The sequence below is a fragment of the Pseudomonas lini genome (assembly GCF_030812475.1).
GTDB classification, from domain to species: Bacteria; Pseudomonadota; Gammaproteobacteria; order Pseudomonadales; family Pseudomonadaceae; genus Aquipseudomonas; species Aquipseudomonas lini_A.
In genome coordinates this window covers 96,753-113,284 of sequence record NZ_JAUSSR010000017.1, presented here as the reverse complement: position 1 = coordinate 113,284, position 16,532 = coordinate 96,753, and the positions used below count along the sequence as shown (strand labels likewise).

Sequence of the window (16,532 nt, the reverse complement as noted above, 5' to 3'; positions counted from 1 at the left end):
CTGCCGTTGCGCAGCTCGACAAAACAAATCCCTCCAGTGCAGGAGGGTTCGCAAATGAGGTGTCGTCGACAACAGATGGAGGTTGTCGCGGGACGCTCTTGAGGAACTTTGCAATGACGACTCGTCAGCCACTGTATAAATCCCTGTATTTCCAGGTAATCGTTGCTATCGCCATCGGCATCCTGCTTGGTCACTTCTACCCGCAGACTGGTGTGGCCCTCAAGCCGCTGGGTGACGGGTTCATCAAGCTGATCAAAATGATCATCGCGCCTATTATCTTCTGCACCGTTGTCAGCGGTATCGCCGGCATGCAGAACATGAAGTCGGTCGGCAAGACCGGCGGTTACGCGCTGTTGTACTTCGAAATCGTTTCGACCATCGCATTGCTGGTCGGTCTGGTGGTGGTCAATATCGTGCAGCCTGGTGCCGGCATGCACATCGACGTCACCACCCTCGATGCCTCCAAGGTTGCTCAGTATGTCGCGGCCGGTGCCGATCAGAGTGTTGTCGGCTTCCTCCTGAATGTCATCCCGTCCACCATCGTCGGCGCGTTCGCCACGGGTGACATCCTGCAAGTGCTGATGTTCTCGGTGATCTTCGGTTTCGCCCTGCATCGCCTGGGTGCCTACGGCAAGCCGATCCTGGACTTCATCGATCGCTTCGCCCACGTGATGTTCAACATCATCAACATGATCATGAAGCTCGCGCCAATCGGTGCTTTCGGTGCCATGGCGTTCACCATCGGCGCCTACGGTGTCGGCTCGCTGGTGCAACTGGGTCAGTTGATGGCCTGCTTCTACATCACCTGCCTGCTGTTCGTCCTGGTGGTGTTGGGCGGTATCGCCCGTGCTCACGGCTTCAGCGTGCTGAAAGTGATCCGTTATATCCGTGAAGAGCTGCTGATCGTGCTGGGCACTTCCTCCTCGGAATCGGTATTGCCACGCATGCTGATCAAGATGGAGCGTCTGGGCGCGCAGAAATCCGTTGTAGGCCTGGTGATCCCGACCGGTTACTCGTTCAACCTCGACGGTACCGCGATCTACCTGACCATGGCGGCGGTATTTATTGCCCAGGCCACCGACACGCACATGGACATCACGCACCAGATCACGCTGCTGGTGGTATTGCTGCTGTCTTCCAAAGGCGCTGCGGGCGTGACCGGTAGTGGCTTCATCGTGCTGGCTGCAACCCTGTCTGCGGTCGGCCATCTGCCGGTTGCCGGCCTGGCGTTGATTCTCGGTATCGACCGCTTCATGTCCGAAGCCCGTGCCCTGACCAACCTGGTGGGCAATGCCGTGGCGACCCTGGTGGTGGCCAAGTGGGTCAAGGAACTGGATGTCGATGTGATGCAAGCCGAACTGGCTTCCGGTGGTCGCGGTATCGCCGACGAGCGTGAAGAAGATGATTTGGGCGTGGCCGAAGGCCCAACTCCGACCAGCGTCAAGTAACGCTCGCTCCACCACTGTTCAGGCTGCAACGATAAACCCGCTCCGGCGGGTTTTTCGTGGGCGCGATTTGAGCGCAACGGTCAGCGCAACTGATACAAAAGGTGATTGCCGCAATGCCAATGGCTGCCTAGTCTGGGGGTATGGCTTACGGAGAAGACCCATGATCGGTCCGCTGGCATCACTCAAGATTCTGGATTTCTCTACATTGTTGCCGGGGCCCTTTGCCTCGTTGTTGCTGGCGGACATGGGCGCCGAGGTGTTGCGTATCGAATCGCCGAGCCGCATGGACCTGTTGCGGGTGCTGCCGCCCCATGACCAGGGTGTCTCGGCCAGCCACGCCTACCTCAATCGCAACAAGCGCAGCCTGGCGCTGGACCTCAAGCAGCCTGAAGCGCTGGAGGTGATCAAGCAGCTGCTGCAGGACTACGACATCGTGCTGGAGCAGTTCCGCCCCGGCGTGATGGAGCGTCTGGGCCTGGGTTATGAAGCCCTCAAGGCGATCAATCCGAAACTGATCTACGTCTCGATCACCGGTTACGGCCAGACCGGTCCGTACAAGGACCGCGCCGGCCATGACATCAATTACCTGGCGCTGGCGGGGCTGGCCAGTTACACCGGTCGCACCGACAGCGGCCCCTTGCCGTTGGGCATGCAAGTGGCGGATGTCGCCGGCGGTTCTTTGCACGGGGTGATTGGCCTGTTGGCTGCGGTGATCGCCCGTCAACACAGTGGGTCAGGGCAATATCTTGATGTGAGCATGACCGATTGCGTGTTCAGTCTGAACGCCTTGGCCGGCGCCGGCTACCTGGCCTGTGGCGCGGAGCCGCACCCGGAAAACCAGATGCTCAACGGCGGCAGCTTCTACGACTATTACCGCACGCGTGATGGCCGCTGGTTATCAGTGGGCAGCCTGGAGCCGGCGTTCATGAAACAAATGTGTACGGCGCTGGGGCTGGAGGAGCTGGCGACCTTGGGCTTGTCGCCGGAACCGGCGCAGCAGAAGAAACTCAAGGAAGCGTTGAAGACTGAATTCGAGAAACACGACTTTGGTGAGTTGTGCGCGCTGTTTGCCGAACTCGATGCCTGTGTCGAACCGGTATTGACGCTGGGCGAAGCGGTTCGCCACCCTCAATTGCGATCGCGGCAGTTGGTCACTGAAGTGCCGCGCAGCGATGGTTCCACCCAGGCGCAAATGGCCTGTCCGTTAAAATTTTCGGACGGGTTGCCCGAGCCGCGACATATCGGCGCGGTGCTGGGTGAGCATACCGACGAGGTGTTGGGGGAGTTGGGGTATAGCGTTGAGCGGATCGAAGAGTTGCGGCGGGCCAGGGTAATTATCTAGAGCCTGTACCGGCCTCTCTTCGCGGGCAAGCCCGCTCCCACAGGGGCAGTGCCGTTTGCAGATTTTGTGTACGACACAGATCCTGTGGGAGCGGGCTTGCCCGCGAAGAGGCCAGTACAGGCACCACAAGTCTCACTACTCGACCCGCATCTCCCCACTGAACACCAGGGTGCTCCGACAGCGCCGGCACAAATACCGCCGGCCTTGCCGCACCAGCCCATGGCGCTGCGCCGAAAAGGGGAAATCGCTGTCGGCGCATGGGCATTTGTAGATGTAGCGGGTCACCCTGCGGCGTTTGACGTCGTAGGTATGACAGCGATTGGGCGGCAGTTCGTACACGCCACGCATGATCAGTTGCCACTCTTCGCCATGGGGCTGGATGCGGTCGCCGAACAACTGATGAGCGATCAGGTGCGCAACTTCGTGAGCCACGGTCTGTTTAAGAAAATCTTCGGTGTTTTCCCTGTACAGCTGCGGATTGAAACGCAGCATGTTCTCGTGCAAGTGCGCGACACCGGCTTTTTGCCCGCGCAGCTTGAGACTCACCACAGGGCGTTTGAAAGGTCGTTTGAAAAAGGATTCAGCTTGTTGGAAACAGTCTTCGACGCGGGTATTGAGTTGCTCGGGCATGCTTGATGGATCTCCAGAGACGTCGAGTATGCCGCAACCCTCAGGACTTGCGAATCGTCCAGGCGCCGAATGGTCACCACCGCTCAATGTCCTGAACACGTTAAAAGGCCGCCTGGTGGCGGCCTGTGTTGGCAGATCTGGTTTTTAGATAGCAGTCTTGTCAGTTGGTATAGACCGGCCCCACGCCGAGTCCCCAGACAATCACGGTGAACGCCATGATGGCTACCAGCACCACCAGACCCACGGCGAGCACCGAACTCGAAAACAGGAATCCTTCGTCCGACGGAATGTTCATGAACGTCGGCAGCCCGACATATAGCAGGTACACCGTGTAGCAGATGGCCGCGGTGCCGACGATCATCCCCAGCCACATGTGCGGGTAAAGCGCCGCCAGGCCGCCAATGAACAGCGGAGTCGCAGTATAAGTCGCAAACGCGACGCAGCGGGCCAGGCTTGGATTGGCATCATAGGTACGGGCCATCCAGTGGATGAACGCGCCCATCACCGCTACGCCGCCAAGCATCGCCAGGTACGACATGATCGTCATCCATAGCGCACTCTCCGTCGTCAACATCACCGGCGTACGATTGCCGATGACCCAGCCGACCTGTGTGGTACCGATAAACGCCGACACCGCCGGGATGGCCGCCAGGATGAGCGTGTGCGTCAGGTACATGTGGCTGATGCTTTCCTCCTGGTCGCCACGAATTTCTTTCCATTCTTGGTCAGGGTGGGTGAATAGCCCCACTACGTGATGGATCATGCCAGTCACTCCTCTTGTTTTACCTTCGCCCCCCAGTGGAGCGCCTACGGGCCAAGGTGGCCGAGTAAGGAAAGGTCTGGATATGTATGCGACCTTATGTCGCAGTATAGAAAGGTCTTATCCGCGCAGGTACGGGGGGCTTAGAGCAAATCGCGCTGTAAAGGGTGGCGCTAATCGCCGTAAGGATTGTGCCGGGTCTTACCTGTGGCGAGTGAGCTTGCTCCCGCTGGTCACGAAGCGGCCCAAAAACCATATGGCACCGATCCCATGGTGAGTGCTTCGCACTCAAGCGGGAGCAAGCTTCCTCGCCACAGGGATAGCCTCAACTCAGAAAAAAGTGCATGCCCCGAGCACTTCGCCCCGGAAGGGTTTTTGCGTAAAATGCCGGGCTTTCGACACACCTCACGGATTTCGCGTCATGGGCACTCTCACGGTCAACCAGAACAAACTGCAAAAGCGCCTTCGCCGCCAGGCCGGTGAGGCTGTCGCCGACTTCAATATGATTGAAGACGGCGACAAGGTCATGGTCTGCCTGTCCGGCGGCAAGGACAGCTACACCATGCTCGACGTGCTGATGCATTTGCAGAAGGTTGCACCGATCCGCTTCGAGATCGTGGCCGTGAACATGGACCAGAAGCAGCCGGGCTTCCCGGAGCACGTACTGCCGGCTTACCTCAAGACGCTGGGTATCGAGTACCACATCGTCGAGAAAGACACTTACTCGGTGGTCAAGGAGTTGATTCCGGAAGGCAAGACCACCTGTTCGCTGTGCTCACGTCTGCGTCGTGGCACGCTCTATACCTTCGCCGACGAAATCGGCGCGACCAAGATGGCGCTCGGTCACCACCGCGACGACATCGTCGAGACCTTCTTCCTGAACATGTTCTTCAATGGATCGCTCAAGGCCATGCCGCCGAAGCTGCGGGCCGACGACGGTCGTAACGTGGTGATCCGCCCGCTGGCCTACTGCAACGAAAAAGACATCCAGGCCTACTCCGACTTCAAGCAATTCCCGATCATCCCGTGCAACCTCTGTGGTTCCCAGGAAAACCTGCAGCGTCAGGTGGTCAAGGACATGCTCCAGGAGTGGGAACGCAAGACCCCGGGCCGCACTGAAAGCATTTTCCGCAGCCTGCAGAACGTGATTCCCTCGCAACTGGCGGACCGCAACCTGTTCGACTTCGCCAGCCTCAAGATCGACGAATCTGCCGCTTCGCGGTTCGTCAACGTGGTTAACCTCTAAGCGCTATTACTGTGGGAGCCAGCCTGCTGGCGATGGCGGAGTGTCAGGCACATCATTGTTGTCTGACACCCCTTCATCGCCAGCAGGCTGGCTCCCACAAGTTTTGTCACAAGTTGGCAGTTCATTTTTCAATCCTCAGGAGAGGGCATGCGCGATTACAAGTGGCTGCACGAATACTGTCTGAACCGCTTCGGTTCAGCAGCTGAACTGGAAGCCCATCTGCCCGTTCCCAAGACCCCGGCACAATTGCGCAAGATCAGTGATGACCGTTACCTGTCGACCATGGCGCTGCGGGTGTTCCGTGCCGGGCTCAAGCACAGCCTGGTGGACGCCAAATGGCCGTCGTTCGAAGAGGTGTTCTTCAGATTCGACCCGGAAAAAGTGGTGCTGATGAGCGCCGAACACCTGGAGCGGTTGATGCAGGATGCGCGGATTATCCGGCACCTGGGCAAGCTCAAGAGCGTGCCGCGCAATGCACAGTTCATCCTTGATGTGGCCCATGAGAAGGGCAGCTTCGGCGCCTTGATCGCAGAGTGGCCGGTGACCGATATCGTCGGCCTGTGGACTTACCTGAAAAAGCACGGGCATCAGTTGGGCGGGTTATCGGCGCCGCGATTCCTGCGCATGGTCGGCAAGGATACCTTTGTGCCGAGCTATGATGTGGTGGCGGCGTTGAACGCGCAGAAGATTGTCGACAAGGTGCCGACCAGTCTGCGGGACCTGGCCACGGTGCAGAACGTGTTCAACCAGTGGCATGAAGAGAGTGGCGGGCGGGCGATGAGCCAGATTTCGATGATGCTGGCTTACACCGTGAATCATTAAACCGAGTCGCGGCCTTCGTCGGAACGCCGCCCGGACCAAGCCCGCTCCCACAGTGACCGATGTTGTTCACAAATCTTGTGTTCAAAACCAATACTTGTGGGAGCCGGCTTGCCGGCGATGGCGTCAGATCAGGCGACCGAGATCTCACCTTCCCCCGCCAACCTGCGATTCAACTGAAAGCGCCACCGCACATACAACAGCGCCGAGCAGAACACCGCCAGGCTCGCCCCCATCTCCAGCAAACCGAACAGCTGCCGGTTCGGATCGAACGCGGCCAATGCGCCCTTGATGAAGTACAGGTTCACCACAAAGCACATCCACGAATGCCCGCGCGGGCTGCCAATGATCATGCCCGGCGCCAGCAACAGCAGCGGCACCAGTTCGATCAGCAGAATGACCCAGGGCCGTGCGCCGTGCAGGTCGGCGACGACCAGGTAGTAGGCGCACAGCAGCCCCAGCAGGCCGAAAAAACACAGCAGGCTGATGACTCGCATCGCTCGTACGCGAGGTTCCAGCCATTGGATGGAGGGCAGAATCTTCGGCTTTTTGGCCACCTCAGCTCTCCAGTTTCTGTGCAGTGCGGGCCAGGCGCAGACCCAAGGCTCGGCACAGCGCTACTTCATGTTCATTCAAGCCGCTTTTGCCGTCGGCTCCGGCGTGGTGACTGGCGCCATAAGGCGTGCCGCCGCCGCGGGTTTCCAGCAGGGCCGATTCGCTGTAAGGCAGGCCGGTGATCAGCATGCCGTGGTGCAGCAGTGGCAACATCATCGACAGCAATGTGGTTTCCTGGCCGCCATGCAGGCTCGCGGTGGAGGTGAACACCCCGGCCGGTTTGCCCACCAGTGCGCCGGTCAGCCACAGGTTGCTCGTGCCGTCGAGAAAGTATTTGAGTGGCGCTGCCATATTGCCGAACCGGGTCGGACTGCCCATGGCCAGGCCCGCGCAGTTTTTCAGGTCGTCGAGGCTGGCGTACAGCGCACCTTCGTCGGGGATGTCCGGCGACACGGCTTCGCATTCGGTCGAAATCGGCGGTACCGTGCGCAACCGGGCTTCAAGACCGGCCTTCTCGACGCCCCGGGCGATCTGCCGGGCCATTTCATTGGTCGAACCGCTGCGGCTGTAATACAGGACCAGGATATAGGGTGCGCTCACGGCAGCAGCTCCAGCACATTCTCCGGCGGACGGCCGATGATGGCTTTTTCGCCGGCTTCGAGAATCGGTCGCTCCATGAGTTTGGGGTGCGCGGCGATGGCGGCGATCAATTGCGCCTCGCTCAGGTTGCTGTCGGCCAGGTTGAGGGTCTTGTACTCGTCCTCGCCGGTGCGCAGCAGTTGCCGGGCGCTGAGGCCAAGCTTGGTCAGCAGGCGCTGGATTTGCCCGGCGTCCAGCGGGGTTTCCAGGTAGCGGACCACGGTAGGGGTCAGACCCCGGGCTTCCAGCAGTTCGAGCGCACCGCGGGATTTCGAGCAGCGCGGGTTGTGATAAAGCGTCAGATCGGTCATGTGCGGGTCGCATCTTGCGTAAGGTGGCGGCTATTCTAACTGGGCAGCGCGTAATCCAGAACCTTGGGAGGCAATGGGTCGCGGCAGTATTCTTTTTTCGACAAGGATCACGACATGACAAGACGACTGGCAGCGGCGTTGGCGATCATCGGGGCGTTAGTGCTAGGGGGCTGTGGCAACGACTATGGCATCGACCAGAACGGTCGGAAGATCGCTGCCGAGCGTCTGGACAAGCAATGGCTGGTGCTCAACTATTGGGCCGAATGGTGCGGGCCATGCCGTACCGAAATCCCCGAATTGAACGTGCTGGCCGAACAGCTCAAGGACAAGCAAATCGGGGTGTTCGGCGTCAATTTCGACAATGTGCAGGGTGAAGAGCTCAGGAGCGCCAGCGAGAAACTGGGGATCAGGTTCACCGTGCTGGCTCAAGACCCGGCCGACCTGTTCGAACTGCCGCGCAGTGAGGCATTGCCGGTGACCTACATCATCGATGACAAGGGCAAGGTGCGGGAGCAGTTGATGGGCGAGCAGACGGCGGCGGGGGTGATGGCGAAGCTGGAGTCGTTGCAGGCTGACAACTGATCGTCCGTGCGCAGCTGAAATCCCCTGTAGGAGCCGGCTTGCTGGCGAAGGCGGCGGAATGGCCAACATACATGTCGCCTGGTACACCGCTATCGCCAGCAAGCCGGCTCCTACAGGGTTGCGGCGCAACAGCCAACATTTATGTTGCCTGACACACTGCCTTCGCCAGCAAGCCGGCTCCTACAGGGGGGCGTCGGATCAACCCTCTTCCAGCCACCAGCGCAACGGCTTGCCTTCTGCCGGCCAGAAACGCATCTGGTCGATCGGCGAAACGTCCCAGCGCTGTACGTTTTCCAGCGCCTGGAGGAACCGCTTCTCCTGCTCCATCAACGCCGGCGCACACATTTTGCGGGTGCTGCCGACCTTGCCGAAGCTCAGCTTGTCGCCGTCCAGGGTGTACGGCGCGAACCAATGGTTGCAGCCGCCGTTGCCGTAGGCCCGACCGTCTTCACCGAGGGTGATGGTCAGGTGGCTGTAATCCATCAACGGACGTTCGCCAATCCACTCCAGTATGTAGCTGCGGTTCTGTTGCAACTTCACCGGTTCCGCGGCGCAGCCCAGCAGGCTGGCGCCAACCATGGCGCTCAGAACAAGGCGTTTCATCACGCAGGCTCCTGGCACGTCGGGCACAGGTGCTTCTCGCCGGCAGTGGTCCAGCCCAACTCGGCAATCCGCGCGGTGGCAGCCGGTTTTTCGGCCTTGTTGCCCAGCTTGGCGTCGACTGCGAATTCGAAGCTCAGCGCTTTGGCGCAGCTGTCGCAGTTGACGTTCCAGGTGTGGATCGCCAGTTCGCCGAACACCGGGCCACTGGCCACCGCGACCCATTGGCCCGGCGGGTTGATCAGGTGGCGTACCGTTTCGACGGTCAGGCGCATGGACAAGTCCTTGCTGCCTTTGAGGGTCACGACCAACACGTCGTTATTGCGAATCGAGCCGCCGTTGCCGGTGACTTGATAACGCCCCGGGACCAGGGCGCGGCATTCGGTGAGGGTGTGTTGCGGGTTCATCAGGCTATAGCGGAAATCGTGTTCGACCATGGGTCCTCCAAATATGCGCGGCATGCTAGCACGGACATCAACGCAGCACTGCGCGGGCGAATGACCTTCGATCTGGTTCAGCCGCCATCAACCTGATTCCGGGTATTGCCGACAGCCCAGGCCGCGATGTTCTGCAGGGTGGTCGCGGCAATGGCGGCCAGGGCTTCGCGGGTCAGGAAGGCCTGGTGTGCGGTAATGATCACGTTGGGAAACGTCAGCAGGCGCGCCAGCACATCGTCCTGCAACGGCAGATCGGAGCGGTCCTCGAAGAACAGCTGCGCCTCCTCTTCATATACGTCCAGTCCCAGATATCCCAATTGCCCGTCTTTCAACGCGTCGATCAGCGCGGGGGTATCCACCAGGCCGCCGCGACCGGTATTGATCAGCATCGCGCCGGTTTGCATCTGTGCCAGTGACTCGCGGTTGATCAAGTGTTTGCTCTGTTCGTTGAGCGGGCAATGCAGGCTGATGATCTGCGATTCGTCCAACAATTGCGGCAAACTCAAGTAGCGGGCGCCGAGGGCCTCGACCTGAGGGTTGGGGAAGGGATCGTACGCCACCAGCCGACAGCCAAAGCCATTCATGATCTTGGCGAAGGTCGCACCGATCTGTCCGGTGCCGACCACGCCGACGGTCTTGTCTACCAGGTCGAAGCCGGTCAGGCCATGCAGGGTGAAATCGCCTTCGCGGGTGCGGTTGTAGGCGCGATGAAGACGGCGGTTGAGCGCCAGGATCAGCGCTACCGCGTGTTCGGCCACCGCATGGGGCGAGTAGGCCGGGACCCGCACGATGGTCAGTCCCAGCCGCTTGGCCACGGCCAGGTCGACATGGTTGTAGCCGGCCGAACGCAGGGCAATCAGTCGAGTGCCGCCGGCGGCCAGGCGTTCGAGCACCGGGGCGCTGAGGTCGTCATTGATGAACGCGCAGACCACCTCATGGTGCGCCGCCAGCGCCGCCGTATCGAGGCTCAATCGCGCCGATTGAAAGTGCAACTCGATGCCGGCGGGCAGGGTGGCGGCGAGAAAGCTGTCGCGGTCGTAGGTCTGACTGCTGAAAAGAATCGTGCGCATGATTTCCTCCTTGTTCCGGTCCCCTGTAGGAGCTGGCTCGCCAGCGAAGTGGCCCTCAAATTCAGCGTTGTTCTTGAGGCCGCCTCCTGTAGGAGCTGGCTTGTCGGATCGCCGCACCGCAGCGAAAGGGTCCTGAAATTCAGCGTTGTTCTTGAGGGCGCCTTCGCTGGCAAGCCAGCTCCTACAGGGGGGGCGCGGTAACGGGTCGGTTCAGGCATTGATACGGGCATGGGCAGCCAGGCGGTTGATCGCCCGGTCGAGCTCTTCCAGGGCGCCGGGTGCTTTCGGGTCTTGTTGCTTGAGCAGGGTTTCGCTGCGCTGGCAGGCGGCGCGCAGTTGCGGCACGCCGCAATAGCGGGTCGCGCCATGCAGACGATGAACGCGCTCGATCAGGGCGTTCTGATCGTTGGTTTCCCGAGCGCTGCGGATGGCTTCGCGGTCGGCTTCCAACGACGCCAACAGCATCGCCAGCATGTCCGCCGCCAGATCAGCCTTGCCGGCGGCCAGGCGTAAACCTTCTTCATGATCGAGCACCTGCAACTCAAGGTCGCCGCCATGGCGGTCGCTGGAACGCTCCGGCCCATGATTGCGCAGCGCCAGGCCGGTCCACTTCAACACCACCTGCGCCAGTTGCCGTTCGCTGATCGGTTTGGTCAGGTAATCGTCCATGCCGCTTTGCAGCAATGCGCGTTTTTCGTTGGCCATGGCGTGGGCGGTGAGGGCCACGATCGGCAACGGCGTGCGATGCCGATCGCCTTCCCACTGGCGAATCGACTCGGTGCTCTGGCGCCCGTCCATGCCGGGCATTTGCACGTCCATCAACACCAGATCGAATGTCTCGCTCTGCACCGCCTTGACCGCGGCGTAACCGCTTTCCACGGCAAGCACCTTGGCACCCATGTCTTCGAGCAGGGTCTGCACCAGCAACAGGTTGGCAGGGTTGTCGTCCACGCACAGTACCTTCGGCGCACGGCTGGACAGCGGTTCGCCCGGCTCGCTACGCAACTGGCGCGGGTTGACCAGATCGGACAGGGCCCGTCGCAGCTTGCGGGTACAGGCCGGTTTGGCCTGGAGCTGGCTGTGGGGGTTGGGGACCGAAAGGTGGAACAGCGTCTGTTCGGTGGTCGGGCACAGCACCAGCACTTTGCAGCCCAGGTGTTCGAGGTCCCAGATGTGCTGGTTGAGGCGCTCCGGCGGCATGTCGTTGCTGGTGATGCCCAGCACCGCCAGGTCAATCGCCTGATCGGTCTGATGGGCGCCGGTCACGCCATTGGTCAGGCTTTCCAGGGTGTTGAACGGGGTGACTTCGAGGCCGCAATCTTCCAGTTGATGCTGTAGCGCCTGACGGGCCAGCTCGTGGTTTTCCAGCACCGCCACCCGGCGTCCAAGCAGGGGTGGGCCGGGCAGGTCTTCGGCGTCGTCGCGGGTTTTGGGCAGGCTCAGGCTGATCCAGAACTCCGAACCTTCGCCCGGTGTGCTGTCGACCCCTATCTCGCCGCCCATCTGTTCGATCAGGCGCTTGGAAATCACCAGCCCGAGACCGGTGCCGCCAGGCTGCCGGGACAGCGAGTTGTCGGCCTGGCTGAACGCCTGGAACAGCGCGCGCACGTCCTGGTTCGACAGGCCGATGCCGGTGTCCTGGATGCTGATACGCAACTGCACGCTGTCCTCATGCTCTTCTTCGAGCATGGCCCGGGCGACAATGGTGCCTTCGCGGGTGAATTTGATCGCGTTGCTGACCAGGTTGGTGAGGATCTGCTTGAGCCGCAGCGGATCGCCCACCAGCGACAGCGGCGTGTCGCGATACACCAGGCTCACCAGCTCCAGCTGTTTGGCGTGGGCGGCCGGGGCGAGGATGGTCAGGGTGTCCTGCAACAGGTCGCGCAGATTGAACGGAATATGATCGAGTACCAGTTTGCCGGCCTCGATCTTGGAAAAGTCGAGGATCTCGTTGATGATCCCCAGCAGGCTGTCGGCCGACTTTTCGATAGTACCCAGATAGTCGAGCTGGCGCGGGGTCAGCTCGCTTTTTTGCAGCAGGTGGGTGAAGCCGAGTATGCCGTTGAGCGGCGTGCGGATTTCATGGCTCATGTTGGCCAGGAATTCGGATTTGATCCGGCTGGCCTCCAGGGCTTCCTTGCGTGCCAGGTCGAGCTCGATGTTCTGGATTTCGATGGTTTCCAGATTCTGGCGCACGTCTTCTGTGGCCTGGTCGATGCTGTGTTGCAATTCTTCCTGGGCATTTTGCAGGGTGCCGGCCATGCGGTTGATGCCGGATGCCAGTTCATCCAGCTCCTGACTGCCCAGGGGCGGCAGGCGGGTTTCCAGGTGCCCGTCCTTGAGTTGCGTCACGGCTTGCTTGATCTGGCTCAGCGGCCGGTTGATGGTGCGGCCCATGCGCAACGCCAGCAGTGCCGCACCGCCCAGGCCCGCGGCGATCAGCAGCAGGCTGGCGAACAGGCTGCGGTAGCCGCGCAGCAGCATGCCGTTGTGGGACAGTTCGAGTTCCACCCAGCCGAGCAGGCGGTCGGCTTCATCGGGGATCAGGTCGCCGGCCATATTACGATGCTTGCCGAAGACCGGCAGCAGGTAGCGAGTCGCATCGTTGCCGCTGCGGTGCAGCATCTGCGAACCATCGCCCAGAGGGGCGGGGTTGAGCATGATCGGGCCAGCATGGGCCAGTAGCGTGCGGTCGGGCGCGAGGAAGGTCACTGCGCGAACGTCCGGCTGCTCCAGTGACTGGGTGGCGATGCGCTCCAGCAGGTCGCTGTTCTGGTGACCCATGGCCGGTGCCACCAGGGGCGCCAGTTGTTCGGCGATCATTTCGCCACGCTGCATGAGTTGGGCTTGCAGGTCGGACTGCTGCATCCAGGTAAAGTAGCCACCCAGTACCAACGCCATCAGGCTGGTCGGTAGCAGAGTCAGCAACAGCACGCGGCCTTTGATTCCCAGTTTCTTGAGCACGCCTCTCTCCTGCATCCCGCTATTCAAATGACCTGCACTACGTGCGGCACGCACCACCTGCGCAGTGTAGCGATTTGATCGCGGGCCATCCTGGTAAAATTTGAAGCAGTCATTCGTCGGCTGCACCCCTGCTTTTGCGTCGCGGGCAAACCTTGGGTTGCCCCTGGCGAGGCAATCTTGAATAATCGCCAACTGAGAATTATTTGCAGATACTCATGAATCCCATCTCTGTTGGCCATCCGCGCATCCTTTCCATCGAAGACGACCTCGTGCTCGGTGCCTATGTCCATGAGCACCTGGGACGTTGCGGGTTTCAGGTGACCTGGTGTCAGAACGGCCAGGAAGGCCTGGCCATTGCCCGCCAGCAAGCCTTCGACGTGGTGCTGATGGACATTCTGTTGCCGGGCATGGACGGGTTGAACGTGCTGACGCAGTTGCGCCGGAGCCATTCGACTCCGGTGGTGCTGATGTCCGCCCTCGGGGCCGAGGCGGATCGCATCAGCGGCTTTCGCCTGGGCGCCGATGATTATTTGCCCAAGCCCTTCAGCATGGCGGAGTTGCGGGTGCGCATCGAAGCGATCCTGCGGCGGGTGGCGCTCGACCGGCGGCCGGCGCCCGCATCGATCGCCCCTTCGGCCGATAGCTTGCGCTTCGATGAGGAGCTGTTTGACGTCTTTTACTGCGCACAGGCTGCCGGCCTGACCCGCAGCGAGTATCGGTTGCTGGAAACGCTGAACCGCAATGGCGATGAGGTGCTGAGCAAGGCCTTCCTTTATCAGCATGTGCTGCAACGCGGTTACGCGGCCCACGACCGCAGCCTCGACATGCACATCAGCCAGATCCGTCGCAAGCTCAAGGTTATCGGCTACACCGAGCGGGAGGTGCGCACGGTGTGGGGCAAGGGCTATGTATTGAGTGCTGTCGATGAAATGGTCTGATCTGCCGGGCCGGCATTCGCTGTTCTGGAAGCTGGCGTGTCTGTTGGTGGCGTTCTGTCTGTTGATGATCTGGTTGAGCTGGTCCTGGGGCCGCTACATGGAAAAGCGAAACCAGTTCATGTCGGATGACGCCCGAGGCACTTTGACGCGCTATGCCGCCGAGGCCGAGCAGGCGTGGCAGCAGGGGCAGCACGCTGGCGTCGACGCATGGCTGCAGGGCATGCAACAACGCGAAGCGAGCTGGGTGGGGGTCATTGGCAGCGATTTGCAGTCGTTGAGCAGCCTGCCACTATCGGACAAGGATCTCCAGCGCCTGACCTTTCTGCGCGGCCTGGACTGGCCCATCCATAAAAAAGGCCGGCCGTGGCTACGGGTGCCGTTTCCCGGCGATTCGTCCGCCGGCAGCCTGGTGATCGAGTTGCCACAGCGATTTGTGCCCGGACGTTACAGGGTGTTCTGGCGGGTGATCACCAACGGCGTCATCCCCGGCCTGTTCACCTTGCTGTTGTGCGTCGGGCTGTATCGGTTGCTGGTGGTGCCGTTGAACAGTTTGCGTGAGCAAGCCAATGCCTGGCGCGCCGATCAACTGAGCGTACGTCTGTCGAGTCAGACCACCAACCGTTCGGATGAACTGGGGGAACTGGGCAGGGCTTTCGATCACATGGCCGAGCGCCTGCAGGGCACGGTTGCCCTGCAACAACAATTGCTGCGTGACCTGTCCCACGAACTGCGCACCCCGCTCAGCCGTCTTCGCGTGGCCAGCGAAGGCGAGCAGGGGCTTGAGCAACTGCGCGAGCGCATCGGCCGGGAAGTCGATGGCATGCAGCGCCTGGTCGAAGACACCTTGCAACTGGCCTGGCTCGACACCGAACGCGCGCCATTGCCCGACGAAGCGATCCAGATCCAGGCGCTGTGGGAAATGCTCACGGAAAACGCCTGCTATGAAAGCTGTTGCCCTGTAGGCCAGCTGCAATGTGCAGTGGATTCATCCTGCTGGGTGCGCGGTAATCTCAACACCTTGGCACAGGCGCTGGAAAATATCCTGCGCAATGCCATCCGTCATTCACCCGAAGGCGGCGTCGTGCGTCTGGACGGACGGCGTGATGGCGATTTCTGGCATTTGTGGCTGGAGGATGAGGGGGGCGGGGTGGCGGAGGGAGATCTGGAGCGGATCTTCTCGCCGTTCATTCGACTTGACGGTTCGCGGCCGGGGAACGGGGGATTCGGCTTAGGGTTGAGCATTGCCAGGAATGCGGTGCAGCGCCAGGGTGGGAGTCTTTGGGCGCAGAACACTGGGGCGGGGTTGCGGCTGAATATGCGGTTAGTGGCTGATGTCGGTGGTGTCAGTGATGACGCCTTCGCGAGCAGGCTCGCTCCCACAGTGGATACGGGGAGGCCACAGATTGTGTGAGCAACAGGAATCCTTGTGGGAGCGAGCCGGCTCCGGGCGGCGTTTCGACGAAGAGGCCCTGCCAACCGCTGTTGTGCTGATTTTTGCCGGAACGTTCGCGAATTTTTTTACGACATTTCCTAAAGAGGTTTGCCGGCACCTTGACGCTTTCTTGACGGGTTAAGCTCTCGCTTTTACTCGGCTTCAAGGATTGGACATGAAAGCACCCGATGTTCCCGCCAGCACAGTCGACGACCGCTTCAGTGAAGTGCTTGTGCTTATTCGCAGTGCCAGGCAGCAGGCCATTCAGGCGGTCAACACCAGATTGATCGAACTGTACTGGCAGGTCGGTGCTTACATCAGTCGCAAGCTGGAACGGGCCGAGTGGGGTGATGCGGTGGTCAGCCAGTTGGCCGAGCATCTGGCTCAGACTCAACCAGGGTTGCGTGGTTTACCCGGTCGAATTTGTTCCGGATGCGCCAGTTCTATGAGACCTACCATGCTGAAGAGAAAGTCGCACCACTGGTGCGACAATTATCCTGGTCACACAACGTGATCATCTTCAGCCAGAGCAAGCGCCCGCAAGAGCGGGAGTTCTATGTGCGTATGGCGGTTCAGGAGAAGTGGTCGAAGCGTGAGCTGGAGCGCCAGTTCAAGGAATACCAGGTCCAGCTACCGGACAAACAGTTGTTGCAGGCCAAGTTGCATGAGTTTTATGCCCTGAATATTGCACAGGGGGAGGGAACTGAATAATCCGCTTATTCCCATAAGCCATAAGCACCGCACTTTGCGTGATATGGC

16 protein-coding genes and 1 pseudogene are annotated in these 16,532 nt (G+C 60.7%); 8 read left to right on the top strand and 9 right to left on the bottom strand.

Features of this window, described 5'->3' with window-relative positions; translation table 11 throughout:
- Positions 1 to 113: 113 nt before the first annotated feature.
- Positions 114 to 1,448, top strand: a complete 1,335-nt coding sequence (locus J2W17_RS27210; protein ID WP_307342090.1) for a dicarboxylate/amino acid:cation symporter — start codon at positions 114 to 116, stop codon at positions 1,446 to 1,448.
- A 160-nt stretch (positions 1,449 to 1,608) separates the two neighbouring features.
- On the top strand, positions 1,609 to 2,790 hold the full coding sequence (locus tag J2W17_RS27205; protein ID WP_307342087.1) for a CaiB/BaiF CoA transferase family protein: 1,182 nt from the start codon (positions 1,609 to 1,611) through the stop codon (positions 2,788 to 2,790).
- Between the two features lie 135 nt (positions 2,791 to 2,925).
- Here J2W17_RS27205 and J2W17_RS27200 read toward each other — a convergent pair whose 3' ends face one another.
- Together J2W17_RS27200 and J2W17_RS27195 are read right to left on the bottom strand one after the other, a co-directional pair.
- Positions 2,926 to 3,420 (bottom strand): SprT family zinc-dependent metalloprotease, encoded by a 495-nt coding sequence (locus J2W17_RS27200; RefSeq protein ID WP_307342084.1) that lies wholly within the window; start codon positions 3,418 to 3,420, stop codon positions 2,926 to 2,928.
- 160 nt (positions 3,421 to 3,580) lie between these two features.
- Positions 3,581 to 4,183 (bottom strand): Yip1 family protein, encoded by a 603-nt coding sequence (locus J2W17_RS27195; RefSeq protein ID WP_307342081.1) that lies wholly within the window; start codon positions 4,181 to 4,183, stop codon positions 3,581 to 3,583.
- A gap of 418 nt (positions 4,184 to 4,601) precedes the next feature.
- Here J2W17_RS27195 and ttcA point away from each other — a divergent pair, with 418 nt between their 5' ends.
- The gene (gene ttcA / locus J2W17_RS27190) at positions 4,602 to 5,426 is read left to right on the top strand and encodes a tRNA 2-thiocytidine(32) synthetase TtcA (protein ID WP_307342078.1); all 825 of its coding nucleotides are present in this window, start codon (positions 4,602 to 4,604) and stop codon (positions 5,424 to 5,426) included.
- 147 nt (positions 5,427 to 5,573) lie between these two features.
- Complete coding sequence (locus J2W17_RS27185; protein WP_307342075.1) at positions 5,574 to 6,248, top strand: DNA-3-methyladenine glycosylase I; 675 nt, start codon at positions 5,574 to 5,576, stop codon at positions 6,246 to 6,248.
- 128 nt (positions 6,249 to 6,376) lie between these two features.
- Here the strand turns inward: J2W17_RS27185 and J2W17_RS27180 are convergent, their stop codons facing one another.
- From J2W17_RS27180 to arsC, 3 genes are read right to left on the bottom strand one after another with little or no spacing between them, the layout of a single operon-like run.
- On the bottom strand, positions 6,377 to 6,802 hold the full coding sequence (locus tag J2W17_RS27180; RefSeq protein ID WP_154995878.1) for a DUF2069 domain-containing protein: 426 nt from the start codon (positions 6,800 to 6,802) through the stop codon (positions 6,377 to 6,379).
- Position 6,803: 1 nt separating this feature from the next.
- Positions 6,804 to 7,400, bottom strand: a complete 597-nt coding sequence (gene wrbA / locus J2W17_RS27175) for an NAD(P)H:quinone oxidoreductase (RefSeq protein WP_307342072.1) — start codon at positions 7,398 to 7,400, stop codon at positions 6,804 to 6,806.
- Positions 7,397 to 7,750: an arsenate reductase (glutaredoxin) gene (arsC, locus tag J2W17_RS27170; RefSeq protein ID WP_307342069.1), complete on the bottom strand. Its 354-nt coding sequence runs from the start codon at positions 7,748 to 7,750 to the stop codon at positions 7,397 to 7,399. The genes wrbA and arsC overlap by 4 nt, the downstream gene beginning before the upstream one ends.
- 114 nt (positions 7,751 to 7,864) lie before the next feature.
- On the opposite strand from arsC, the gene J2W17_RS27165 reads away from it, so the two are divergent.
- Positions 7,865 to 8,332, top strand: coding sequence for a TlpA family protein disulfide reductase (locus J2W17_RS27165; RefSeq protein WP_307342066.1), 468 nt, complete (start codon positions 7,865 to 7,867; stop codon positions 8,330 to 8,332).
- A 198-nt stretch (positions 8,333 to 8,530) separates the two neighbouring features.
- Here J2W17_RS27165 and J2W17_RS27160 read toward each other — a convergent pair whose 3' ends face one another.
- The 4 genes from J2W17_RS27160 to J2W17_RS27145 all read right to left on the bottom strand — a co-directional run bounded on the left by J2W17_RS27160 (position 8,531) and on the right by J2W17_RS27145 (position 13,403).
- A complete protein-coding gene (locus J2W17_RS27160; protein ID WP_307342063.1) occupies positions 8,531 to 8,935 on the bottom strand; it encodes an META domain-containing protein in 405 nt (134 codons plus the stop codon).
- Entirely contained in the window at positions 8,935 to 9,369 is a 435-nt protein-coding gene (locus J2W17_RS27155) for a hypothetical protein (RefSeq protein ID WP_307342060.1), read from the bottom strand. Before J2W17_RS27155 ends, J2W17_RS27160 begins: the two co-directional genes overlap by 1 nt.
- A gap of 77 nt (positions 9,370 to 9,446) precedes the next feature.
- Positions 9,447 to 10,439, bottom strand: coding sequence for a 2-hydroxyacid dehydrogenase (locus tag J2W17_RS27150; protein WP_307342056.1), 993 nt, complete (start codon positions 10,437 to 10,439; stop codon positions 9,447 to 9,449).
- Positions 10,440 to 10,649: 210 nt separating this feature from the next.
- Complete coding sequence (locus J2W17_RS27145; protein ID WP_307342053.1) at positions 10,650 to 13,403, bottom strand: response regulator; 2,754 nt, start codon at positions 13,401 to 13,403, stop codon at positions 10,650 to 10,652.
- Between the two features lie 215 nt (positions 13,404 to 13,618).
- On the opposite strand from J2W17_RS27145, the gene J2W17_RS27140 reads away from it, so the two are divergent.
- The 3 genes and pseudogenes from J2W17_RS27140 to J2W17_RS27130 form a co-directional block, all read left to right on the top strand.
- Complete coding sequence (locus tag J2W17_RS27140; RefSeq protein WP_307342050.1) at positions 13,619 to 14,341, top strand: response regulator transcription factor; 723 nt, start codon at positions 13,619 to 13,621, stop codon at positions 14,339 to 14,341.
- Positions 14,328 to 15,752, top strand: a complete 1,425-nt coding sequence (locus tag J2W17_RS27135) for a sensor histidine kinase (protein ID WP_307342047.1) — start codon at positions 14,328 to 14,330, stop codon at positions 15,750 to 15,752. The genes J2W17_RS27140 and J2W17_RS27135 overlap by 14 nt, the downstream gene beginning before the upstream one ends.
- A 196-nt stretch (positions 15,753 to 15,948) precedes the next feature.
- Positions 15,949 to 16,388 (top strand): annotated as a pseudogene (locus tag J2W17_RS27130) (DUF1016 N-terminal domain-containing protein); the annotation flags it as partial.
- Positions 16,389 to 16,532 lie beyond the last annotated feature (144 nt).